The organism is Exiguobacterium sp. s192 (assembly GCF_018618795.1).
Classification (GTDB): domain Bacteria; phylum Bacillota; class Bacilli; order Exiguobacteriales; family Exiguobacteriaceae; genus Exiguobacterium_A; species Exiguobacterium_A undae.
In genome coordinates this window covers 801,267-821,433 of sequence record NZ_JACSMS010000001.1, presented here as the reverse complement: position 1 = coordinate 821,433, position 20,167 = coordinate 801,267, and the positions used below count along the sequence as shown (strand labels likewise).

Sequence of the window (20,167 nt, the reverse complement as noted above, 5' to 3'; positions counted from 1 at the left end):
AGGATCAACCGTTTTTTTTAACGCGATTCTTCCAGGATCCGTAATGCTTCGCGCCAGCTCGTGAATCGTTCAATCAGCAACGTCAACGAGGGCAGTTGCTGCTTACGGGCGAAGCGGACATAATCCTGACTCGTTATCGCCGGTCCGATTTTCTCATATGCTTGGCGCAAGGCATTTAAACAGTCCTCGTCCGAGTAAAAGCCGTTTGAGGACAATTGAAAGTGCGCCAATGCCTGTTTCCAGGTGCCGTAGTGGCGGATGATCGTGTTCGCACTCATCATCTGTGGATGGGCGGTCCGCAGTTCGGAATAGGACCGGATGGTCACACGGGAGCCACACGTCTCGACGTAAAAAGCGATGCTTTCTTCGACTGTCCAACGTTTTCGGGACGGAGATGATTTGGAGCGGTTCAGCGTCAAACGATCGCGGTTTGATAAATCAATCGGTTTAACGATACCGGCTTGTTCCAGTAGTTTCGTCCAGGATCCAAACCGTTGTTCAATTTCCTCTAAAGAAGGATAGGGTAAATAGGTTGCCAGCTTTTGATAATGGGCCGCTTTCATGGGTGTCGTATGTAACTGATGAAGGCCTTGGATCAATTGAATGATCTTTTGATTCGTTGTCGAGGTGGAAGTGGATGTATGCGTGGTCTGTCTCATCAAGAAGTCTCCCTTAGTGGATGGTTGGAACATAATGTCGCTAGTGTACCATCTCGACGTAACGGAGTGAACTAACAAAATCGTAAGGTTCGGACACGTCTTTTTGAAAATAGGTCAACCTTCCGGAATCGCCGTATAGCGATAAGCGGTCGTTTCCTTAAAAACATAGACAACGCCCGTCGCTTCTTCGTCCCGATATAACGTCGTGCCAGCTTCCCAGTCCGTGGCTGCTAGGTCCGTCAACGGTTGTTTGGCAGTCACCTGTTTTTTGACCGTCGAAAAGGAGGTCACGTTCTCTTTTTTGATGGTCGCGTCCGTTCCGTCGAGCTGATACACCCGGTCGTCTGCCCGAATCAAGTCGGCTGTTGTATCTTGACGGGCTTCGGCTGCAATCGAGTCCGTTGTAGACGTCGTGGTTTCAGTAGCACAACCTGCGCTCAAACATAAACTGCTTAAGAGTAATAACGTGGCACGTTTCTTCATACCAAAACCTCGCTTTCAAATCTGATTTGTTTTTATCAAAATTAGAAGAGAGTACTCCCACTTCTGAACGTTCAGGGCGAAGACCTAGTACAAGTAGGAGATGAATCGTCTTCGGGGAAGGCGTGTCTTGCTACATGTCAATTGTCCGACACTCTTGCTTTGAAACAATTAAAATCAGGAATAAAAAAAGAGTCATGTTCTTTGAAAACTGAAGATATAGGGTTGTGACAGGAAGTTCGTCTGTCACGTAAAATCTTCAACGTTCACTTTGAGGATGACCGAAGTAGCGAAAACCAAGCAGAGTAGGCATCCATATAAAAGAAACGGACAAGATCAACGTTCAACCGTCGGGACGACGGGGTTAGCCTGATAAATTTTTGACCGCTAGGTTGAATAACTCAGGAATCCTCCACCTCTTAGCGAAGCGTAGGTGGAGGTAGTTCAAGTGGATCACTTATTTTTCTAACTCATGGAGTGAGGAATACAAAGTATAAGCTCCTTTTAAACTTTTTTTCTTAGAAGCATACATCGCAATATCTGCATGTTTCATCAATTCTCGAAATGATTTTGAGTCCATTGGAAAGGATGATACGCCAAGACTTGGAGGACAATGAATGGTATGCCCTTGAATGTTGTAAGGATCTTGAAGACGAGTTACTAGCATTCGTGCTAACTCCTGCAATTTTGAATCCGATTCGATATTTTCCGCAATTAAAGTAAATTCATCTCCACCTTGTCTTGCGATCATCGTAAAAGCTTCAGAAATAGTAAACAAACGCTGAGCAACAGCTGTAAGAAGTTGATCACCTACGTCATGTCCTAAAGAATCGTTCACATGTTTAAATTGATTTAAATCCATGAAAAATAATGAAATGTTTTGATTCGCATTGATATTTGTTTGAGTATTAATCAATTCATGGATTTTTTCCTCAAAAGCTATCCTGTTGTTAAGTCCTGTCAAGGCATCATGGTAAGCTAAGTAATTAACTTTTTGTTCATTAAGTTTATTAATAGTAATGTCTTTGCCAATTCCAAAGATGCCGACTAACTTATTGCGAACAATAATCGGAATGTTTGTGATATGCATATAGACTTTACTTTCATGATGACTGTTAACGATTGTTTCATAACTCCTTGGATGGCCTACAAACACTTGTTTAAGTTCAGAAGTGACACGATCGCGATCAAGAGGATCGACGTATGACAAACTGTTTTTACCGATTAGTTTTTCATTGGTTACACCAAGTAATGCACTACAAGCTTTATTGGCACTTTCGAACCGACCCATAAGATCAGTGGAATAGACAGGATCTGGATGATATTCAAATAACGATTTATAGCGTTCTTCACTTATTTCCAACTCTTTCGTTTTACGGTAATACTGTTTGACCAGACGCTGATTTTCTAAAATCATGAGTACTTGTCTAACAATGACCAATACAATAGATAGACCTGATCCGATGGTGACGGAATCCATTCCATTCGAGTGTAAGCCCATGAAAAGAAATAGAACCAAGACACCACCATATGGAGTCAACAGTTGAAAAATATTCATTCGGGAGATCAGTAGTTCAGACTCTACCGGAGTTTTCGAAGAAGAATGTAGTAATCCTGACAAACCGAGTAACATCATGACGACAATAAATAAGGGGTCAATGAAGCTACCTGAAAAATAGGCACCAATCGATACTAGATAGAGATAAACAGAATCAGCGACAGCTTGTATAAATAAAGCTGTAAATACAAGTAGTGTAGAAGTGTTTTGGTTTTGTTTAGTCGCACTAAAAAAAAGAAACGCGGTTGCCAAAAGCATTCCTAAATCACCAACTGGATACGCCAACGAAACGATCAGCTCATTCATGGTGATATCTTGTGAATCCAAAATGGGCGCAATTAAAAAGTGCCAAGAAAACGTCGAGGAGACTACTAAAACAATTAAAACATCAAATAGGAATGGAACGCGCTCTTGTTTTTTTGTTTGATGAAAGACTTTGTACAGCAGGGCACTTAAAATAAAAACAACCTGTAACAGATAAAAAACATCCGTCAGACCGGGAGAAGGTATTGCCTTTGAAAAGATGCTCTCGGTAATGAACCAGATAATCTCTGCAATCAGGTAACAGCATGTTGCAATTGCGAGGAGCATCCAAAATGTTTTATCTGTACCTTTCGATTTTTTGACCGTGGACGCAAGCCAAACGAAGGCGATGAAAATTCCGAAAATAGAAAATAGATTTCCACCGAATGCTTGAATATAGGAGTCATCATTCCAAGCTAAAATCCATATATAATAGAGAAAGAGATAAAAAAACGTAATGGATAAAGGCCATCGTAATGATTTAAGCATATATCATCTATACTCCTTTTTTTGTGATTTATTCATTATACATTCTTACCTCATGGTTCTAGCAGGTAATTGCGATTTAGGGGAATGAAAATTCGTTTACATAAGAAAACTTTTAACTATCTCGCTTTCTGCGTCTTATAAACAAGAAACAGACGAATCATTGTGATCGTCTGTTTTTGGTGCCCTCAGTGATGACTGATTTCCGTTAAAACCATTGTTTCTTGAACGGGAAGCAAAGCCATGAATGCTTTTGCTTATACGGGCGGTGAGAAGAAGTACCCTTGTCCGATCGGACAGCCGTATTGTTCCAAGATTTTTTTCTGTTGCAAGGTTTCAATCCCTTCCGCGACAATCGATAATTTTAAATTCATACCTAGCTCAATAATGGTTTTGACGATTGGAGAAGAGGAATCCCCCTCTAGTCGATCGACAAAAGATTTATCAATTTTCAGCGTATCGATTGGCAACTGCTCCAATACGTTGAGTGAAGAATATCCTGTACCGAAGTCATCAATCGACGTTTCGACACCCAATCGAGCAAGGTCTTGGAGGATGGAAATACTTTCCTCGATATCCTGAACAATACTTTCGGTGATTTCTAATTCCAACCATTGAGCATCCAGACCTGTTTCCTTTAAAATCGTTTCCACTTTCTCACTGAAAAGAGGATTCTGAAATTGAAGTGATGAAACATTTACTGATAGCAGAAGTGGCGTGAAGCCTGACGTTTGGAGTTTTTTATTATACATACAAGCCGTACGCAACACCCATTCACCGATTTCATTGATCAATCCGGACTCTTCTGCGATTGGGATGAATTCAGCGGGTGAGATGAATCCGAAATCCGGATGTTTCCATCGTATCAATGCTTCCATACCCACAATGTTTTCGGTCGACAAATGAACTTTCGGTTGGTAATACACTTCAAATTGATTTGATTGTAGTGCATTTCGCAAATGGGTCTCCATTTCTAAATGCTGTGCCAGCCGTGAAGTGAACGAAGCATCATAAAAAGTATACAGATGATGCGTTCTATTTTGTGAATGATACAAGGCTTCGCTTGCTAATCTTTGAAGCTCTTCTAAATCGTCACTGTGAACAGGAAATAAACTGATTCCAATTCGGGGGACCAAGCTAATCTCATGGTATTCAATTTTCATAGTGGTCCGTAAAAAAGCAATCATCTCGTTACATCGTTCATGAAGCGTTTCTACTTTTTCGTAAGGAAGTAGTACGGTGAATTCATTTTCGCTCGTCCGAAATACACGGACCCCTTTCGGAAGGATGACGGATAATCTACTATTCATGACTTGGATGATTTGATTTCCCACATGATAACCAAAGGCATCCATGAATTGTTTAAATCGATCCAAATGAACCACTACAACTGCAATCGATGCGTCGGGATATTGCTTAAGTTCAGGGGTCGACCGGATAAAATCCGCCTGGTTACCAATACCAGTTAAACGATCCCGATATGCGACATCCTCAAGTTCCGTCAACAGGCGCTTATTTTTTATTAAAACGAGGGTTTGTCGAATCAAGATGAGTGTAAAAATGGTAAACCATCCGATACTCAAAGCATTTAGATGCCATTCATACGATTTAATCATTAAAAAAGATAAAAGAAGAATAATTGTATAAGGAAGTAAAAATTCTCGTTTGAAAAAAGGTCTTTTAACTTTTAAAGTATGCTGTGATTGGGTGGGTGCATAGTGAAGGCCTGTAAATCCGATGAACAATAAAGCAAGTGTCCACATAAAATCCACCAGTTTACCGGCTTCATAGGTATTCTCGATGGTGAGTTGGGCAAAAATCACATCTCCCGCTACCTGTAGAAATAATCCAATAACGAGAAAAATCAAGGTATGGTTTTTGCGATCAAATGGTATTAGATAACCGACAGTCACAATGAAAAATAAAATGCCTAAATCAGCAAATTGAAACAATATAGTGATGGTATTTAACCAAAAAGACTCTTTTTGCAGATGGTAAAGCGGATGAAGTAAGTAAAAATAACTAATTGAACTCGCCGCCACCATGTAGATGGCCATGTTAAAGAAATACGTCGTATTTGCTAAAATGGTACTATCCTTACGTAATTTAAAGATCAAAGCACTGAAATAAAGAAAGTAAGCACAAATCCAAAGTACTGACGAAAAAACGGGCGTTTGAACGGTGTGAGAACGTAACATAATCACTATCCAAATGAATGTCCCGAACGCTGAAAAAAATGTTCCTCCGGAGAGAAATAGCCAAAAGGGTTGGTCCTTCTTTGCTGCACGTCGGAATGTCTTAAACAGCCAATAAGTACTTAACAATCCAACCGTTAATTGAATACTATTTAAATTTAACACGCGCTTCCAGGACGGTCCTTCAAATATCAATAAGTGAAATCCGAATGATAAAAAAATAAAAATAAGACTTAAAAAAGATATGAATTTCAAGTTTCTCAAATTAAAACCTCCTTTAAGCTGTTGATAAGACACCTGCAGTTCAATAGTATATCGGCTTTTTGAGGGATTATTTCGATATTGTAATTCAAATAAATCTGAAGAATCATTTTTAGAGATATAAAAGTGGGGCATCAAAAACAAAAAAAGACACTGATCACAAAGATCATGTCTTTTTAATAGGTACTGCAGGAATGAAAGGAACCATTTAAATGAAGCAGACGTGAGCTTGTTTCATACAGGAGATTGAAACATATAGACCAACCTGGCCATCGTTTCTTCAAACGAACGAACCGGCAGGTAACCGAGGGCAACGATGTTATCGTTCGAATAGGTCGGATGCTCCGCGATCCGGTTCGGGATGCGGTACGGCTTGCCCGACGCTGCAATCAGACGCATGCGAAAGTCGGTTTCCGGAATGTTGGCGTCGACCGCATGGAAGACGTCACCGGCTTGCCCGCGTGTGAGGACGAGGTACACCATTTCGGCCAGATTATCGGCATGAATCCAGTTCACGACATCGTCCGGATGGACCCAAGTCACGATCTCCGCCTCCTGCATCCGTTTGACTTGGCGGTCGCCCCAGTAGGAATCGTGCTCGGCACAGATGGCACCGGACCGTAAAATGCGGACGTCGAGTCCGTGCGCGGCATACTCGTTCAAAATGCGTTCCGAGCGGATTTTCGTCTCGATGTACGGTGCCGGATGGTCAACGGCGAGCGGCGACGACTCGGTCAACTGACCGTCCGCCGGTTCTCCGTAGACGGATGTCGTCGAGATATGGACGATGCGTGCCCCCGTTTCATGTGCCACAGCGGCCAAGTGCTCGACGCCAACCACGTTGGCTTGATGCGCGAGGACCGGGTCCTCTCCAAGATAGGCGGCACAATGGATCACCCAGTCAATCTTCTCCATCGCTTGTCGAAGCGACGCTCGATTGGTAAGGTCACCGAGGACCGGTGTGAAATCCAGTTGCTTCATAGCAGCAAATTGATCGGGATTCCGGATCAAGCCGCGGACTTCAAGTGCTTCCGGCACCAGTCGTCTTGCGACACGTGCGCCGAGCGTCCCGGTGACGCCGGTCACCAAAATGCGTGTTCCTGTCAGTTTCAAATCATCGACCTTCTTTCCTCTATCAGTTGACCCGTTCGATCGTTGCGACGAGCGGTTTTTTGTCCTTCCGGTATTCGAACCGGATGATGTCCCCCGGTTTTAAGGCGGATAATGGGTTGGTCTGACCGTCAATCTTCGTCTGATCGTCAATCGTGACTTCGGTCAAGGCGTACTGCTCCTCAGGTTTCTGTTTGTCAGGAGCCAAGGACAATTGATTACCTGTGACGTCGACAACGACATAGTGTTCATTTGAGCAACCACTTAATACCAATAAGGTCAGCAGACTAATCAGAATGATGCCGATTTTTCGTCGCATGTCTTCACCACACTTTCGCCAAGTTTGATCATTCGAACCGGACTACTCTTATTGTAGAGATGTCAAGAACGATTAGAAAGGTAAAATGGATGATTTTAGTCAATTTAACGATAAAAGTGGTAGTATTAGGGAAAGATAGAAGGGAGAATAAGATGAGTGGATTCGTTAAGAAGCTGTTGATCGTCAGTGGTGTGATGGTGGTGATGACGGGATTGGTCATCTTTTTGTTCGTTCAATCGATGGAGCCGGAAGAAGAGGGAGAAGACCGCGTGTTACGTGAAACAACACCGTATATTGCGGAACACTTCAAAGACGCGAAAGTACTTGGTGTCCTATATGACAATATGAGCAACTATTTTACGTTTGATTATGCGGTTCAACTATATGATGCGAAGACGGACACAGAATTTCTGGTCTATGTCGATCAAACGACGAATGAAGTCGCCGATACCTTTTTGACAGAAAAGTGGTCGAAGGAATTGATGGATGATATGCGTCCACTTGTGGAAAAAGTTTTTGGCAAAGGAACGGAGTATAGGGTTATCTATGAGGAAGAGGATGTACGGAAGCTGAAAATCCAACCGTCGAATCCAATGGCTTACCGGGACGCTCAAGTATTGCCGTTCATTACTTTTACTCTAAACCGGAATCGTGTCCCGAATGAAGAAGAGAATCTGGCACGATTAGCAACTGTTTTACAGACAAAGAAAATTCTCCAACACGGGAATCTGAAAACGGAATATGTAGATGACCAAGGTGTTGTGAGGGAAGGGGAAGTCGATCTCAACAAAAGTTTTTGAATCAAACAAAGACATAATGAAGTAAGTAAGGGAAAGGAAGCAACTTCAATCGTATACTACTGGACACGGAGGTGAACGTAACGTGCGAAAAAATTATACTGTCATGTTTTTGATGCTGTTTTCCGCATTCATTGCAGGCGGACTCGGACTTCAAAATTTCTTTGACTCCGCCATGATTATCGGTGTCAGCCTGGGAACCGTCTGTCTTTTTTGTGCCGTCTGTTTTGCGGGCAGAAGTCATAAGACACAGTAATCTAACTCACTGTGTCTTATGACTTCTTTTATATAGTATAGGAATATTACTGTACCGGCTGTTTCGCCTCCCGCACCGGAAACAACAGACCCACTCCAATAATCAGAGCACACCCGATAAAGATGGCCGGTAATCCAAGAGTCGCGACGAATGACATCGTTCCGAGAATGATTAAGTCGAACGCGGAATCGACGAGATTGAGCAGGGAGAGCGTCGTCGCCCGGCTGCCGGACGGGATATGTTCGTTGATGATGCCGGAATAAAGCGGTTGGCGGATTGACCGGAGCATCCGGAGGACAAAAAAGAGCACTAAGGCGATCCATAAGCTGTCAAACAGGAAACTGGCCAACGTAACGGCAAGCAGTGTGACGACGCCGGACAGTTGCATCAATGTCGTCCGTTTAAACCGGAGCAACAGCCACGCGAGATGTCGGGTGATCAGCATGCTGAGTAGAGCGGCGCTTGCGTACAAAACACCGAGCCATGCAACGGGAAGTCCGGCTCCCGTCACATACGGTTGCTCAAACTTTCCGAAAATGACGACAGATGGAATCAATACTATCGTGAAGTTGAGAAAAACTTTAATCAGATCCGGTGATCGGCGGATGATCTGCCAACCGTTTTTGACATGGGTATACGGGTTGTCCCGGAACTGATCAAACGATTTAGGATTGATCAGACTGAAAATCAAGAAGAATTCGATGATTTTGAAGAGAATTCCGATGAGGATCAGAAATTGGAACTGACTTTCCGCTAAATCGCGGACGAGATAGGCGCCGATCAGGCTGGTAAAAATCGTGACGGAGAACATGACGGACGAGATCTTCGCCATGACCTGACTCATCGTCTTTTCCTGACCGCTTTCCTTTAATGATTCGTAAATCAAGGCATCGTCTGAACCGGAAAAGAAGGACGTGGATAATCCCCACAGCAGTCCCTGAATCGAAAACCACCAGAGATTGTCTGCGACCAGCAACAGACTGGTTGAGAAAATACTGATCAGGCTGCCGGTTAAAAACGATGCTTTTGGTCCAAAGCGATCGGCAAAGGCACCGGTCGGGATTTCCGATACTAACGTCGCGGCACAATACATGAAGAGGATGATCAGAATGTCAGATGCCGACAAGCCACGATGAAAATAAAACAAGGTGATGACCGGATCGAGGAGATTGATCGTACCGAACAAGGTGATGAAATAAAAGACACGGACGTTATGAGTAGCTAAATTATGATGATTTCGTTTGATGAACATGCTGTTTCCTAACTTGACCTGTAGTGATGAATCGGTGATAAACTGTATCTTATATGATTATAATGATAATATATGGAATTACAAAGGAATAATTAGGGAGTTAGGAGGAGTGATATGAAAATTCAGTTGAAGACCTGTACGGCACTGGACGCAGAAGAGTTATATACATTTGAACTCAAGAACCGCACATATTTTGAACAATCGATTCCGTCACGCGGAGATGACTATTACATGCCTGAGATGTTTAAGCAACGCCATGCGTCGCTTTTGCAGGAACAGCGAGATGGCACTTCGTTCTTTTACCTGATCAAAGATGAAGGCGGAGAAATTATCGGTCGTATCAATCTCGTCGATTGGGATGTAACTACGAAACGGGCAGAACTTGGGTACCGGATCGGACAAAATCATACGGGTAAGGGGATTGCCAAAGAGGCCGTCCGGCTGTTGATTGGACAATGTCGGAAACTTGATATCAAGGAAATTCAAGCAAAAACGACGGATGGAAACATCGCTTCGCAAAAAATCCTGACAGGTAACGGATTCCAACAAGAAAGCAAAGCAGTAGAAGTCGAACTGAACGGTCAACGGATGATGCTTATTCAGTTCAAACGGACGATGCTCGACTGACGTCAAAAATGACTCCGGTAGTTTTAACCGCGAGTCATTTTTTAGGATTATTATACGATTTTTTGAGAATCCTATGCGAAATCCAAAAATACAGAATCGCTGATGCGCCGCAAAGCATCAGGAAAGGCAGCAAGAACAACAGTTCACTGAACCGAACGGCTCCGTTATGATTTAGTAAAACAATAACCAGGGCGATTGTACTGCCTGATGCACCATACAACAAAGGGACTGTTTTCCGGTGCTTAGGGAAGAATGTAACAAATCGTTTCTTCAGCCAATCGACGAGGATTCCTGAAATGAAGATGACGGGAAACGAATAGAACGTGTAAATGAGAAAATAATCAAAAGCCACGGAAAAGACATCTTCATCTGATTCTTCGAAAAATGCATAAACGGATAAAACCAACGTCAATATACCGGAAGTGGCGATTGCGGTCAGAGCGGCCGCGAATAATTTGTTCAACATTTTGTTCAACATACAGGAGTCTCCTTTTTATGAACACGCCGGAAGGCTCGTTCAATCAGCTGGTTTACGAGATAGTAGAGCAGGGCGGAACCTCCGGCAATCGTTAGGGAAACCGGGACTTCAAAAGCCTCTTTCGTAAATGTCAGGATTAAAATCGTTCCAATCAAGACGCCCGACAGGACATACAAAACGGCCTGTATGACAAACCGAAGCCGGGTCGAAAAAAGATGTTTTGATCTGTTCCCGATTAGCACATCCGTCAAGACCCCGGAAACCAGTAGAATGGGCAGGGTATACATCAAATGAAGAACAAAGATGCCGCTCGCTGATGAATACATCGTATCGCTTGCCCGTTCCGACATTGGTGTATAAGACCAGCAGGTTAAAACACCGGAAATCAAAACGGATGTCAGAACGACAGTAGCCATTTTTTTTAGCATGATGTTTTTCCTTTCCTTTTAACGATTACGAATCGTCAGATAATATTTTGCGTTACTGACCATCAAGATGGAGGTAATGACGAAAATGCTGAATAGCTGAGAGCTCGACGTCGACAGCGAGTAGAAGAGCAGCAAGATGATTCCAACGATCAGCATCATATTAACAAGAGAATGTGTTTTGTACAGTCCTTCGAGCATGACGTGTTTTTCCCCGTCATCCGATGCCGCGAGGAGTTTCATGGCATAATCCGTTTCACTGATGTCCGGAAGCTTCCGTTCCGGATACATGTGCTGAACCAGCGCCTGAAACCGGATCGAACCAATCAGTCCGACACCCATTGCGACGAAGCCAGTCACGACTAAGGAAAGCTGTTGATCGAGCACTAAATTCACACTGACCAATACAAGACTAAGCGGAAGCACTAGGTTTAAACTCAGTGTGCCATCACTGAACCAGCGATACATCTGTTGATCAGCCGAGTCTTCCGCGTCTCCCGTCAACGGTTGGTGGAGAAGGCGTTGAATTTGCCGATAACGAATCAGTGGAAACAGAAGTAAGCCGATCAGGACAACAAGCAAAAAGCCATTGACCCACACGCTGTACTCTGAAAAGGCGATTCCCTCGAGCGGACTGCTCAACATCCAGTACATCAAGAAAAATCCAATAGCGCCGCCAACAAGCATCCGTAATATCAACTGTAGATTTTTGTTCACAGTAACTCCTCCTCGTCGAATTGAAAGATATCCTCGATTGTCGTTTCGAAGACCCGGGCAATTTTAGTGGCAATCAGAAGCGACGGCATGAACTCCTCCCGCTCAATCAAACTGACTGTCTGGCGTGAAATATTGGCGCGTTTTGCCAGTTCTGTTTGATTCCATCCATGGCGTGCCCGTAGTTCCTTTACTTTTGATTTCATTTCCTTCACCTCACTTGAATTGTAAACGATACTTGTCTTAATGACAACGATAATAGTCAAAAAGATAATGAAACTAGTCATTATAGAAAAAACTTGTCAGGAAAAGACAGCGACAGATTTTCACGAACTAGAAAACGGCCTCAAATAATCGTATAGTCATATATAGAATAATGATGATTTTAACAAAATTTGGTTTATACACTTGGATTGTTCAGTAGAGAGTATATACGATGAAGGGGGAAACAGATGAAGACCGTAAAGCGCAAACTAGAAAATGATTTTAATGAGTTAATGAAGAGTGCGGACACATTTCCTCGATTCATTGAACAGAGTCGAGCGTTTATTCATAAATATGATGAAATGGTCATTTGGGCATCGATTGATTTTCAAAGGGATACATCAAATCAACAATACGAAAACCGGCTGAAAGAGGTGCAGCGTGACATCAAACCGCTCTTGGCAGTTTGTAAAAAAAGACTGTACGATATCTGTCTCGAGAAGCACGGCGAAGCAATTGAAAATACACGAATGCAAACCATTTTAATGCACCAACAAACATCGTTTTCAGACAAAAACATCTTGATCCGTCAGCAAGAGGATGAACAAATCAACCGATACATCCAATTCATCGGGAGTCTGCAATCCATGGATGAAGAAGCTGTCTTGATCCATGACTTAACAGCATTACTTTTTGAATCCGATGAAGGCGTACGCGAGACTGCCTACCGGGCGATTCATCTTTCCTATCAACATCACGCCGAATCACTTCAGAGTATTTTTTCAGAGCTGATTCGATTACGCCACGGGAAAGCCAAAAATCTGGAACTTGAAAATTATGTGGCATATGCCTTCATGGAATTGGGACGGATTGATTATACCTCGAAAGAATGTCTGCAATTGGCATTGGCTGTCCAAACGCATATCGTGCCGCTGAAAGAAGTATTTCAAGAGGAACAAACCAGATTTTTGGGGAAACAACAACTTCGCCCGTGGGATGTACGGATCTCTCCGTATTCGGACGTCCAAGAGACGGCAAGTACATCTGTTGAAAGTCTGCTGGAGACGGTCGGAAGAATTTTAAGTAATCTGGATCCATCTTTTCATAAAGTGTTGGAAGAACTTAAATCTCAAAAGCATCTAGATCTTGAAGGAAGAGCCCATAAAGCGGGTGGCGGTTTTTGTGAATTCCTCCCGGAGTCTGAAACGTCGTTTCTTTTCATGAATCGAACACAAACATTTGATGATGTGGTCATTCTCATTCATGAACTGGGACATGCGGTCCATCATGATTTAATGAAAGACGCGCCGGACAACTTTCAGCACATCCCGATGGAAGTAGCGGAGTTCGCAGCGATGACATTCGAACTACTTTCCATGGAGTTTTGGCATCTGGCGATTGAAGATGCAGCACATGTCCGGAAGGCAAAACTCGAGCAATTCAGGCTGGTCATCGAGTTTTTACCTCAAACCATCATCGTCGATCAGTTTCAGGAATGGTTGTATCGAAATCCAGCACATACCGTTGAAGAACGAAATGAACAGTTTGCCTCCTTACGCGACCGGTTTGACTCCAACGCCATCGACTGGAGGACACTCTCGAGGTGGAAAGGGGAGGAGTGGCTGAGCATCATTCATTTGTTTGAGACACCCTTTTATTATATTGAGTACGCGATGGCGCAAATTGCGGCCTTACAGATGTATCGGAAATACAAAGAGCAACCGCAACAAACCATCGAAGCTTTTAAAACAGCGCTCCGTGCGACCCGCACACACTCAGTCAAAGAAGTCTATGCGTTGGCGGGCGTGTCATTTGATGTCTCTGAACACGAGATGCAAGCACTCATTTGTTTTGTTCAAGAAGAAATCGACAAGCTGCAACATTTTAAAAACCATTAACTATTTTTAAATGTGGGTACCATGAAATATTTAATTTCCTGAGTACTAGTAAGCAGTTGTCTGACTCATGTGTGTTCAAAAACACCCCCACTTCCGTATCAGGAAGTGGGGGTTGTCTGCTTAAACTGCCATGAAGACATCTTCTAACGAGGTGACCTCGATTTTCACTTCGTAAATCTTAACGCGCTGGGCGGTCAATCGTTCGATCAAGAGTGGAATGACTTCCTCCTCGTTCACTTCGATGACGCTGACTGCTTGATCGTGTTTAATGAACTGGACGTCATTGATTCCGCATTCCTGTAATCTCATCGCGTCCAGTGAGGGATTCGTGCGGAGATGAACGTGGATCGTCTCTTTCGCTGCATGTTTTAATTGTGCCACCGTACCGACTTTGGCAATCATCCCGTCCGTCATGATGGCGACGGTATCACAAATTTTTTCGATCTCCGTCAGATTATGTGACGTCAGGAAAATGGTCTTGCCCTGCTCTTTTAAAGTGAGGATCAACTGTTGAATCAGGATGGCGGACTCCGGATCAAGACCGGATGTTGGTTCGTCGAGAAAAATGAGTTCCGGATTGCCGAGCAAAGCTTGTGCAATACTGATTTTCTTTTTCATCCCGAAGGAAAACGACTTGATTTTTTGTTTTTCGACGTAAGGTAAGCCAACTTGTTCCAGCAATTGACTTAACTCGGCTGTGCTTCTGGTATCTCCTTTTAAGGCGGCCATGTACTTTAAAAAGTCGAGTGCTTTCATATGTTGGTAAAGGTTTGACGTATCCGGCATGACGCCGATCTTCTGTTTGATCCTCTCCATCTGGTGATGAGTTTCCCCTAAAATTGAGAAGTAGCCGCTCGTCGGTTGAGTGATGCCGGTCAAGATATGAATGAACGTTGACTTGCCGGCACCGTTACGCCCCAGAAAACCAAAGATTTCCCCTTGTGTGACGTGAAGTTGAATCCCTTTCAACACGTCGTTGCCGGCATAACGTTTATGTAGATCGTTCACTTCAATTGCGAGCATGATTACAAATCCCTTCTGTTGAACATAAAATAAGATGCTGCGAGAAACAGGATGCCGATCACGAACGGTATGACGAGATATCCGTTTGATTCCACGACATAGTAGTACGGCAACAGATACTTAAACGGCAGCAAGTACCAGTTGCTCGAAAAGGCAGCCCAAAATCCGAGAATCGGACAGAGAATCCCGAGTAAGATTCCGACGAACATCGTCATGCTGGGACGTGAAATCCATGTCGATAAAAAGATGTTTAAACACGTGATGAAAAACAGGACGGTGCAGACCGTCAGATAATCGAGTAAAAACCACGACCGGGCATAGAGGGAAACAATCAAAAAACTGATCGAAATGGCACCAATCCAAAATAAAAACGAGCCTAAAAACTTACCGAGGATGATATTAAAACGTGATGTTTTACTGACGAGCAGTCGAATGGTTTGATAGTCAATCTCACGGTTGATGATGTCGTGCGAAACCGCAAAGACAAACAAGAAACCGAAGAAGAAAATCAAGAACTTGATGCTCGAGGTATAGGCAGCTTGACTGTCGAAATTGCCCAGTAATTCCGGATGGTTGGTCAAATAAGAGGCGGTCACAACCGACGTCAAGGTAAAGAACAGGACAATCGCGACAGACTTAAAGCTTTTAAACGTATGAAAAAACTCATTTTTCAATATGGGGATCATATTAAGCTCCTATGGATATGTATTGGGGTGGAATCAAACGGATCAGCTGATTTCACCGGTCCGTCCGCAATGGAATTCAATTGTTGGTATATGTCCCGTCACGATTCCGTCCATCGTATAGTAACCGCCGAGACTGATTTCGTAGGTTTGATTGGCATCGATTCGTGTTGCTGTATAGCCTTTTTGAACCCAGGTCCCTTTGGTGCGGGATTCGGACGTAACAGAGACCGTATCCGAACAGAGTTGACGTTCGGCACTTTGACTGTAATTGGTCGTAATATCCGCTATGACGTTAATTTCACTTGACTGTTCCGGTTTGACCGCCTGTTTCTCGTCCGATGTCAAAGCGATCCTGAACGTACTCCGCTTTTTGGCGATTTTTCTGAACTCCTCGATCGGACGCCAGTCTTCATCCCGAAAGGCATAGATCGGGGCTAACTCTAGCTCACCGTCCGGATGACGTTGATTCACGGATTCAATCACGATTTCGTATTGTTGATACAACTCATTTTTTTGCTGCGTCGAAGGTCCCTTTGTCTCAGCAATCGCGTCCGGTGACAACGGAACGAGCAGCGCAAGGGACAATAAAGCAGCAGATATTGTTTTTTTCATCGACATTCGTGTACTCCTTTTTCAGGCCATGATTTTTTGATACTGGATCAGCGTCGCTTTGGCAGTCAGCGGTTTCCGGACACCGGTTTCGACGTAACCCATCTTTTCGTACAACTGGCATGTCTTCGTCTCTTGGAAGAGACTGGACAGTTCCCATGTCACGGCCTGCGGATAACGGGCTTCCGCGAGCAGCATAGCTTGTTTGGCAAATCCGTTACCTTGTGCATCCGGTGCCAAAAACAGCGGACTGATCCGGAAATGAACGTCTTCTTTCCAGCGAATACAGATCGCGCCAACGAGCTGTCCGTCCGCGATGATTTTTAGGAACGTGCTTGTCGGATGATGAATCCGTGCATAGACCCGGTCAATCGTTTCATTGGCAGGGTTCGTGTCGTAATCTTGATATTTCTTAAGCAAGGGACTGAACGCTGCGACTTGCAGTTCAAATAAAGCAAGAGCATCGCTGTCGGTTGCCGGTTCCAAATGAATCATCCTAATCCTCCTTTTATTAACGTAATGGAATTATTTTACCATAAGGTCATTCGCATGGAATTATTTTTCCTTTTTTATAGAGGACTGTCCCTGCCTGAAAAAGACTATGGTATAGTAGATAAGTTAAAAAATACCATCTATTGGTCTAAGGGGGAATGAGCATGACACGCCAAAAAAATATCGTCTATAACGTCTTATTAAACGAGACACGGGATCAGGTCTTGATGGTCAAAAACATCGGACCATCTTATTCGTATTACACGTTGCCAGGGGGAACAGTCGAAGCCGGGGAGACGTTACCGGAAGCAGCTGTCCGGGAAGCGAAAGAAGAGACCGGTTATGACGTTGCGGTCGGGGAACTGTTGCACGTCAGCGAAGCCTTTTTCCCGCAAGTCGATGAACATTGTCTGTTCTTCTTTTTCCAGTCCGAAATTCGCGGGGGCGAACTCGGTACGATTTTCCCGGATGAGATTGAGGAAATTTCGTGGGTGACGATTGCGGACGCCGTCCAGTTCATGAACCTGTCGAAAGAATATGAACAGATTTTGACGACGCAGCAGACGGTACCGTACGTCTTCAACGGACAAATCACCCATTGAGTGGAGGGACACGCATGCAGATTATCGAAACAACGGATCTGGATACACTGGCCCGGCTGAACCGCTACGTCCATGAACCGCATGTCGCGCAACAGCCGGACTTTTTTAAACCGTACGACTTTGCGACGGTCCGGGCGTTTTTTGCGAAAATGGTCGGGAAGGATCAACATCAGTTTTTAGTCGCGGAACTGGACGGAGAAGCCATCGGATACGTCTGGATCGAATACCTCCGTCGTCCGGAAAGTGCCTTCAACTTTGCCAATACCAAAGTCCGTGTCCATCATCTTTGTATTGTCGATGACAAACAGCAGCAGGGATTTGGTCGTCAGTTATTGCTTGAAGTCGAGCGACGGGCACTCGCGCAAGGTATACATAAGATTGATCTCGATTACTGGATGAGCAACGACGGAGTCGATGTTTTTTACGAGCGGCTCGGTTTTGAAAAAATGCGGCAAGTCGTCGCAAAATCATTACGTTGAAAGAAGGGACCAAAAATGGATTTCACGGATTTGAATTTTATCTTCGGACTGTTGCATTTGTTTGTTCAGTTCATGGCCGTCCCGGCAGCTATCTACGCACTGTATTTGTTACGCAAAATTGCCAATAAATAAGCGGCACCTTGTTTCCATTGGAGACAAGGTGTTTTATGTTGAGCGTGATTATTTCCATTGAAAACAGGGTATTTCAAGTAGGAACGACGAGTCACGAAAGCCTTGAAACTAGGAGGGATTGGATGTTATTTTTATTCATCGGCTACTACGATGCAGAAAAGATGAATCAGTCCTCGCAGCAAGAGCTCGATGCCGTCATGCAACGTTGTAATGTACCGTTGGAAGATTTTTTTACAAAAACGAACGTCTTGTATGAGTGGCATCCGGGAGCGGAGACGAAACGGGCCCGGCTCCTCGGCGGACAGATTGATTATCAGGACGGACCGGACCCGGATAAAACGGAGCAGATCGGCAGTTTGGTCGTCTTTGAAGCGATTGATCTGGAGCAGGCCGTCGATTTGGCGCTGCTCCATCCGACGACTCAGATTGAGGAAGCGGAGCAGTACGGCTGGCGGATGGAAGTACGGCCGTTGATTGATCCAAAAGAAGCCAAATAAGACGCTCATCACCATACAACGCATCAATGCGTTGTATGGTTTTGTCATGTTGGATATACCCGTTTTATAGTCGATTACTAGAAATCAGAAAGTCAGGTGAAGCAGACGTGTCGATCATTACTTTTGAAAACGTCCAGTACAAACATATACTCCGCGGCATCACAGGAGGGTTCACGGAAGGCAAAATCACGACGCTCGTCGGACCAAGTGGTGCCGGAAAATCCACCTGCTTAAAGCAGATGAACGGGCTGATCTCACCGGACGGGGGACGGGTTCGTTACCGTGGGGAAGATTTAGAACAACTGGACCTCGTTGAACTCCGGAAAAAAATCGGGATGGCGTTTCAAAGCGCTCCGATGTTACCGGGAACAGTCGGCGATAACCTCAGCTTACCGAAAACAATTTTTCACGAGACGCTGGCGACAGACGAAGCCAATCGCTTACTGGGATTGGTCGATTTGCATGTCGACCTGAACCAACCGGTCAAAGAACTGTCGGGCGGTGAACGGAGCCGGCTCGCGATTGCCCGGACGCTCGTTAATCGACCGGATGTCTTGTTGCTCGACGAAATCACGTCCAGTCTCGACTTTCGGATGGTCAAAGAAATCGAGCAGCTGATTCAGCGCCTGCAACGGGAACTCCAAGTGACCGTCATCTGGATTACGCATGATCTTGATCAGGCACGGCGTGTCAGTGAAGACGTCTGGTTCCTGAAAGACGGACAACTGTTGGAGCAGGGCAACGTCTCGCTGCTTGAACCGGACGGAGCACGTTCGGACATTCAGGCGTTCCTAAAGGGGGAGTTGTCATGAGTTACGTCCAGTTGGCAACTTCCTTGATTTTCATTGCGATTCCGCTGATTCTCGCCTTTACACTGAAACTCGGTCTCGAAAAAGACATCCTGATCGCGACCGTCCGCTCGATCATTCAACTGCTGATCATCGGCTATATCCTGACGTTTGTTTTTGAAAGCGACAGTCCGATTTATATCCTGCTGATGATTCTGTTGATGATCGGTGCGGCGACACTGAACGTCATCCGTAAAGGCGACGGGATTCCCGGTATCCAGTGGATTGTCCTTGCGACCTTGGTCTCGGTCGAAGTGTTGACAATGGGACTGATGCTTGGATTGAACATCATTCCGTTTGAAGCCCAGCAAGTCATCCCAATCAGTGGGATGGTAATCGGAAACTGTATGATTTTGTCGCTGTTATTTCTTAATAAGTTCAAGGACGAGGTCGAACGGGGTGATGAAGTCATCGAACTCATCTTGTCGCTCGGCGGTGATACGAAAACAGCCATCGATACAAGTCTCAAGAGTGCCATCCGGACGAGCATGATTCCGACGATTGAAGCGCAGAAGACAATGGGCTTGGTTCAACTGCCCGGCATGATGAGCGGACTGATCATCGGCGGAGCCAATCCGATGGAAGCGGTCCTCTATCAGTTACTGATCTTATTCCTGTTACTGACGACGGCAGCAACGTCCGCCGTACTTGTCGGTTACATGTCTTACCGGAAACTGTTTAATCAAAAGTCACAGTTCATCGGTTTGACGTACCGGAAAGACAAACATAACTGATCGAAACTCTGAAACAGCCCTCTGAAACACTCAGTGGGCTGTT

General features: G+C 44.5%; 23 protein-coding genes. 8 read left to right on the top strand and 15 right to left on the bottom strand.

Annotated elements, in window-relative coordinates; genetic code table 11:
* Positions 1–17 precede the first annotated feature (17 nt).
* The 6 genes from KNP87_RS04330 to KNP87_RS04305 form a co-directional block, all read right to left on the bottom strand.
* Entirely contained in the window at positions 18–659 is a 642-nt protein-coding gene (locus KNP87_RS04330; RefSeq protein WP_026833010.1) for a hypothetical protein, read from the bottom strand.
* Positions 660–773: 114 nt separating this feature from the next.
* Positions 774–1,142: a hypothetical protein gene (locus tag KNP87_RS04325; RefSeq protein WP_119922898.1), complete on the bottom strand. Its 369-nt coding sequence runs from the start codon at positions 1,140–1,142 to the stop codon at positions 774–776.
* A 454-nt stretch (positions 1,143–1,596) separates the two neighbouring features.
* Positions 1,597–3,489: a DUF4084 domain-containing protein gene (locus KNP87_RS04320; RefSeq protein WP_119922899.1), complete on the bottom strand. Its 1,893-nt coding sequence runs from the start codon at positions 3,487–3,489 to the stop codon at positions 1,597–1,599.
* 254 nt (positions 3,490–3,743) lie between these two features.
* A complete protein-coding gene (locus tag KNP87_RS04315) occupies positions 3,744–5,945 on the bottom strand; it encodes a putative bifunctional diguanylate cyclase/phosphodiesterase (protein ID WP_214720942.1) in 2,202 nt (733 codons plus the stop codon).
* Positions 5,946–6,176: 231 nt separating this feature from the next.
* On the bottom strand, positions 6,177–7,055 hold the full coding sequence (locus KNP87_RS04310) for an NAD-dependent epimerase/dehydratase family protein (protein WP_026833008.1): 879 nt from the start codon (positions 7,053–7,055) through the stop codon (positions 6,177–6,179).
* Between the two features lie 22 nt (positions 7,056–7,077).
* Positions 7,078–7,371 (bottom strand): hypothetical protein, encoded by a 294-nt coding sequence (locus KNP87_RS04305; RefSeq protein WP_026833007.1) that lies wholly within the window; start codon positions 7,369–7,371, stop codon positions 7,078–7,080.
* 152 nt (positions 7,372–7,523) lie between these two features.
* On the opposite strand from KNP87_RS04305, the gene KNP87_RS04300 reads away from it, so the two are divergent.
* Positions 7,524–8,171, top strand: coding sequence for a hypothetical protein (locus KNP87_RS04300; RefSeq protein ID WP_026833006.1), 648 nt, complete (start codon positions 7,524–7,526; stop codon positions 8,169–8,171).
* A gap of 299 nt (positions 8,172–8,470) precedes the next feature.
* Here KNP87_RS04300 and KNP87_RS04295 read toward each other — a convergent pair whose 3' ends face one another.
* Entirely contained in the window at positions 8,471–9,676 is a 1,206-nt protein-coding gene (locus KNP87_RS04295) for an MFS transporter (protein WP_026833005.1), read from the bottom strand.
* A 114-nt stretch (positions 9,677–9,790) separates the two neighbouring features.
* On the opposite strand from KNP87_RS04295, the gene KNP87_RS04290 reads away from it, so the two are divergent.
* Complete coding sequence (locus KNP87_RS04290) at positions 9,791–10,303, top strand: GNAT family N-acetyltransferase (RefSeq protein WP_026833004.1); 513 nt, start codon at positions 9,791–9,793, stop codon at positions 10,301–10,303.
* A gap of 34 nt (positions 10,304–10,337) precedes the next feature.
* Here the strand turns inward: KNP87_RS04290 and KNP87_RS04285 are convergent, their stop codons facing one another.
* Genes KNP87_RS04285 through KNP87_RS04270 form a run of 4 tightly spaced genes read right to left on the bottom strand, consistent with a single transcriptional unit; the run spans position 10,338 to position 12,126 of the window.
* Complete coding sequence (locus KNP87_RS04285) at positions 10,338–10,781, bottom strand: hypothetical protein (RefSeq protein ID WP_233550636.1); 444 nt, start codon at positions 10,779–10,781, stop codon at positions 10,338–10,340.
* A complete protein-coding gene (locus KNP87_RS04280) occupies positions 10,775–11,209 on the bottom strand; it encodes a hypothetical protein (protein WP_026833002.1) in 435 nt (144 codons plus the stop codon). The genes KNP87_RS04285 and KNP87_RS04280 overlap by 7 nt, the downstream gene beginning before the upstream one ends.
* 18 nt (positions 11,210–11,227) lie before the next feature.
* Entirely contained in the window at positions 11,228–11,923 is a 696-nt protein-coding gene (locus KNP87_RS04275) for a DUF3169 family protein (RefSeq protein WP_119922901.1), read from the bottom strand.
* Entirely contained in the window at positions 11,920–12,126 is a 207-nt protein-coding gene (locus KNP87_RS04270) for a helix-turn-helix transcriptional regulator (RefSeq protein ID WP_119922902.1), read from the bottom strand. Before KNP87_RS04270 ends, KNP87_RS04275 begins: the two co-directional genes overlap by 4 nt.
* Positions 12,127–12,372: 246 nt before the next feature.
* Here KNP87_RS04270 and KNP87_RS04265 point away from each other — a divergent pair, with 246 nt between their 5' ends.
* Positions 12,373–14,022 (top strand): M3 family metallopeptidase, encoded by a 1,650-nt coding sequence (locus KNP87_RS04265; RefSeq protein WP_214720941.1) that lies wholly within the window; start codon positions 12,373–12,375, stop codon positions 14,020–14,022.
* Positions 14,023–14,142: 120 nt separating this feature from the next.
* On the opposite strand, the gene KNP87_RS04260 is transcribed toward KNP87_RS04265, so the two are convergent.
* The 4 genes from KNP87_RS04260 to KNP87_RS04245 are packed head-to-tail and all read right to left on the bottom strand — an operon-like array spanning position 14,143 to position 16,835.
* Entirely contained in the window at positions 14,143–15,045 is a 903-nt protein-coding gene (locus KNP87_RS04260; RefSeq protein WP_119922904.1) for an ABC transporter ATP-binding protein, read from the bottom strand.
* A 2-nt stretch (positions 15,046–15,047) separates the two neighbouring features.
* The gene (locus tag KNP87_RS04255) at positions 15,048–15,731 is read right to left on the bottom strand and encodes an ABC transporter permease (RefSeq protein WP_214720940.1); all 684 of its coding nucleotides are present in this window, start codon (positions 15,729–15,731) and stop codon (positions 15,048–15,050) included.
* A gap of 42 nt (positions 15,732–15,773) precedes the next feature.
* Positions 15,774–16,343, bottom strand: coding sequence for a hypothetical protein (locus KNP87_RS04250; protein WP_214720939.1), 570 nt, complete (start codon positions 16,341–16,343; stop codon positions 15,774–15,776).
* 21 nt (positions 16,344–16,364) lie between these two features.
* Entirely contained in the window at positions 16,365–16,835 is a 471-nt protein-coding gene (locus KNP87_RS04245) for a GNAT family N-acetyltransferase (protein ID WP_214720938.1), read from the bottom strand.
* 161 nt (positions 16,836–16,996) lie between these two features.
* On the opposite strand from KNP87_RS04245, the gene KNP87_RS04240 reads away from it, so the two are divergent.
* From KNP87_RS04240 to KNP87_RS04220, 5 genes are all read left to right on the top strand, one after another.
* On the top strand, positions 16,997–17,434 hold the full coding sequence (locus tag KNP87_RS04240) for an NUDIX domain-containing protein (protein ID WP_214720937.1): 438 nt from the start codon (positions 16,997–16,999) through the stop codon (positions 17,432–17,434).
* Between the two features lie 14 nt (positions 17,435–17,448).
* Positions 17,449–17,913: a GNAT family N-acetyltransferase gene (locus KNP87_RS04235; protein WP_214720936.1), complete on the top strand. Its 465-nt coding sequence runs from the start codon at positions 17,449–17,451 to the stop codon at positions 17,911–17,913.
* A gap of 254 nt (positions 17,914–18,167) precedes the next feature.
* Positions 18,168–18,542 (top strand): YciI family protein, encoded by a 375-nt coding sequence (locus KNP87_RS04230; protein WP_214720935.1) that lies wholly within the window; start codon positions 18,168–18,170, stop codon positions 18,540–18,542.
* Positions 18,543–18,649: 107 nt separating this feature from the next.
* Positions 18,650–19,354 carry an ABC transporter ATP-binding protein gene (locus tag KNP87_RS04225; RefSeq protein ID WP_214720934.1) on the top strand — a complete coding sequence of 235 codons (705 nt, stop codon included), beginning with the start codon at positions 18,650–18,652 and terminating at the stop codon, positions 19,352–19,354.
* Positions 19,351–20,124: an ABC transporter permease gene (locus KNP87_RS04220; protein ID WP_214720933.1), complete on the top strand. Its 774-nt coding sequence runs from the start codon at positions 19,351–19,353 to the stop codon at positions 20,122–20,124. The genes KNP87_RS04225 and KNP87_RS04220 overlap by 4 nt, the downstream gene beginning before the upstream one ends.
* The last annotated feature ends 43 nt before the right edge of the window (positions 20,125–20,167 follow it).

Excerpts from the sequence above, each read along its gene's own strand:
- KNP87_RS04330 (WP_026833010.1), bottom strand. The coding sequence starts at position 659 with ATGAGACAGACCACGCATACATCCACTTCCACCTCGACAACGAATCAA.
- KNP87_RS04325 (WP_119922898.1), bottom strand. The coding sequence starts at position 1,142 with ATGAAGAAACGTGCCACGTTATTACTCTTAAGCAGTTTATGTTTGAGC.
- KNP87_RS04320 (WP_119922899.1), bottom strand. The coding sequence starts at position 3,489 with ATGCTTAAATCATTACGATGGCCTTTATCCATTACGTTTTTTTATCTC.
- KNP87_RS04305 (WP_026833007.1), bottom strand. The coding sequence starts at position 7,371 with ATGCGACGAAAAATCGGCATCATTCTGATTAGTCTGCTGACCTTATTG.
- KNP87_RS04300 (WP_026833006.1), top strand. The coding sequence starts at position 7,524 with ATGAGTGGATTCGTTAAGAAGCTGTTGATCGTCAGTGGTGTGATGGTG.
- KNP87_RS04295 (WP_026833005.1), bottom strand. The coding sequence starts at position 9,676 with ATGTTCATCAAACGAAATCATCATAATTTAGCTACTCATAACGTCCGT.
- KNP87_RS04290 (WP_026833004.1), top strand. The coding sequence starts at position 9,791 with ATGAAAATTCAGTTGAAGACCTGTACGGCACTGGACGCAGAAGAGTTA.
- KNP87_RS04285 (WP_233550636.1), bottom strand. The coding sequence starts at position 10,781 with ATGTTGAACAAAATGTTGAACAAATTATTCGCGGCCGCTCTGACCGCA.
- KNP87_RS04280 (WP_026833002.1), bottom strand. The coding sequence starts at position 11,209 with ATGCTAAAAAAAATGGCTACTGTCGTTCTGACATCCGTTTTGATTTCC.
- KNP87_RS04270 (WP_119922902.1), bottom strand. The coding sequence starts at position 12,126 with ATGAAATCAAAAGTAAAGGAACTACGGGCACGCCATGGATGGAATCAA.
- KNP87_RS04265 (WP_214720941.1), top strand. The coding sequence starts at position 12,373 with ATGAAGACCGTAAAGCGCAAACTAGAAAATGATTTTAATGAGTTAATG.
- KNP87_RS04260 (WP_119922904.1), bottom strand. The coding sequence starts at position 15,045 with ATGCTCGCAATTGAAGTGAACGATCTACATAAACGTTATGCCGGCAAC.
- KNP87_RS04255 (WP_214720940.1), bottom strand. The coding sequence starts at position 15,731 with ATGATCCCCATATTGAAAAATGAGTTTTTTCATACGTTTAAAAGCTTT.
- KNP87_RS04250 (WP_214720939.1), bottom strand. The coding sequence starts at position 16,343 with ATGAAAAAAACAATATCTGCTGCTTTATTGTCCCTTGCGCTGCTCGTT.
- KNP87_RS04245 (WP_214720938.1), bottom strand. The coding sequence starts at position 16,835 with ATGATTCATTTGGAACCGGCAACCGACAGCGATGCTCTTGCTTTATTT.
- KNP87_RS04240 (WP_214720937.1), top strand. The coding sequence starts at position 16,997 with ATGACACGCCAAAAAAATATCGTCTATAACGTCTTATTAAACGAGACA.
- KNP87_RS04235 (WP_214720936.1), top strand. The coding sequence starts at position 17,449 with ATGCAGATTATCGAAACAACGGATCTGGATACACTGGCCCGGCTGAAC.
- KNP87_RS04230 (WP_214720935.1), top strand. The coding sequence starts at position 18,168 with ATGTTATTTTTATTCATCGGCTACTACGATGCAGAAAAGATGAATCAG.
- KNP87_RS04220 (WP_214720933.1), top strand. The coding sequence starts at position 19,351 with ATGAGTTACGTCCAGTTGGCAACTTCCTTGATTTTCATTGCGATTCCG.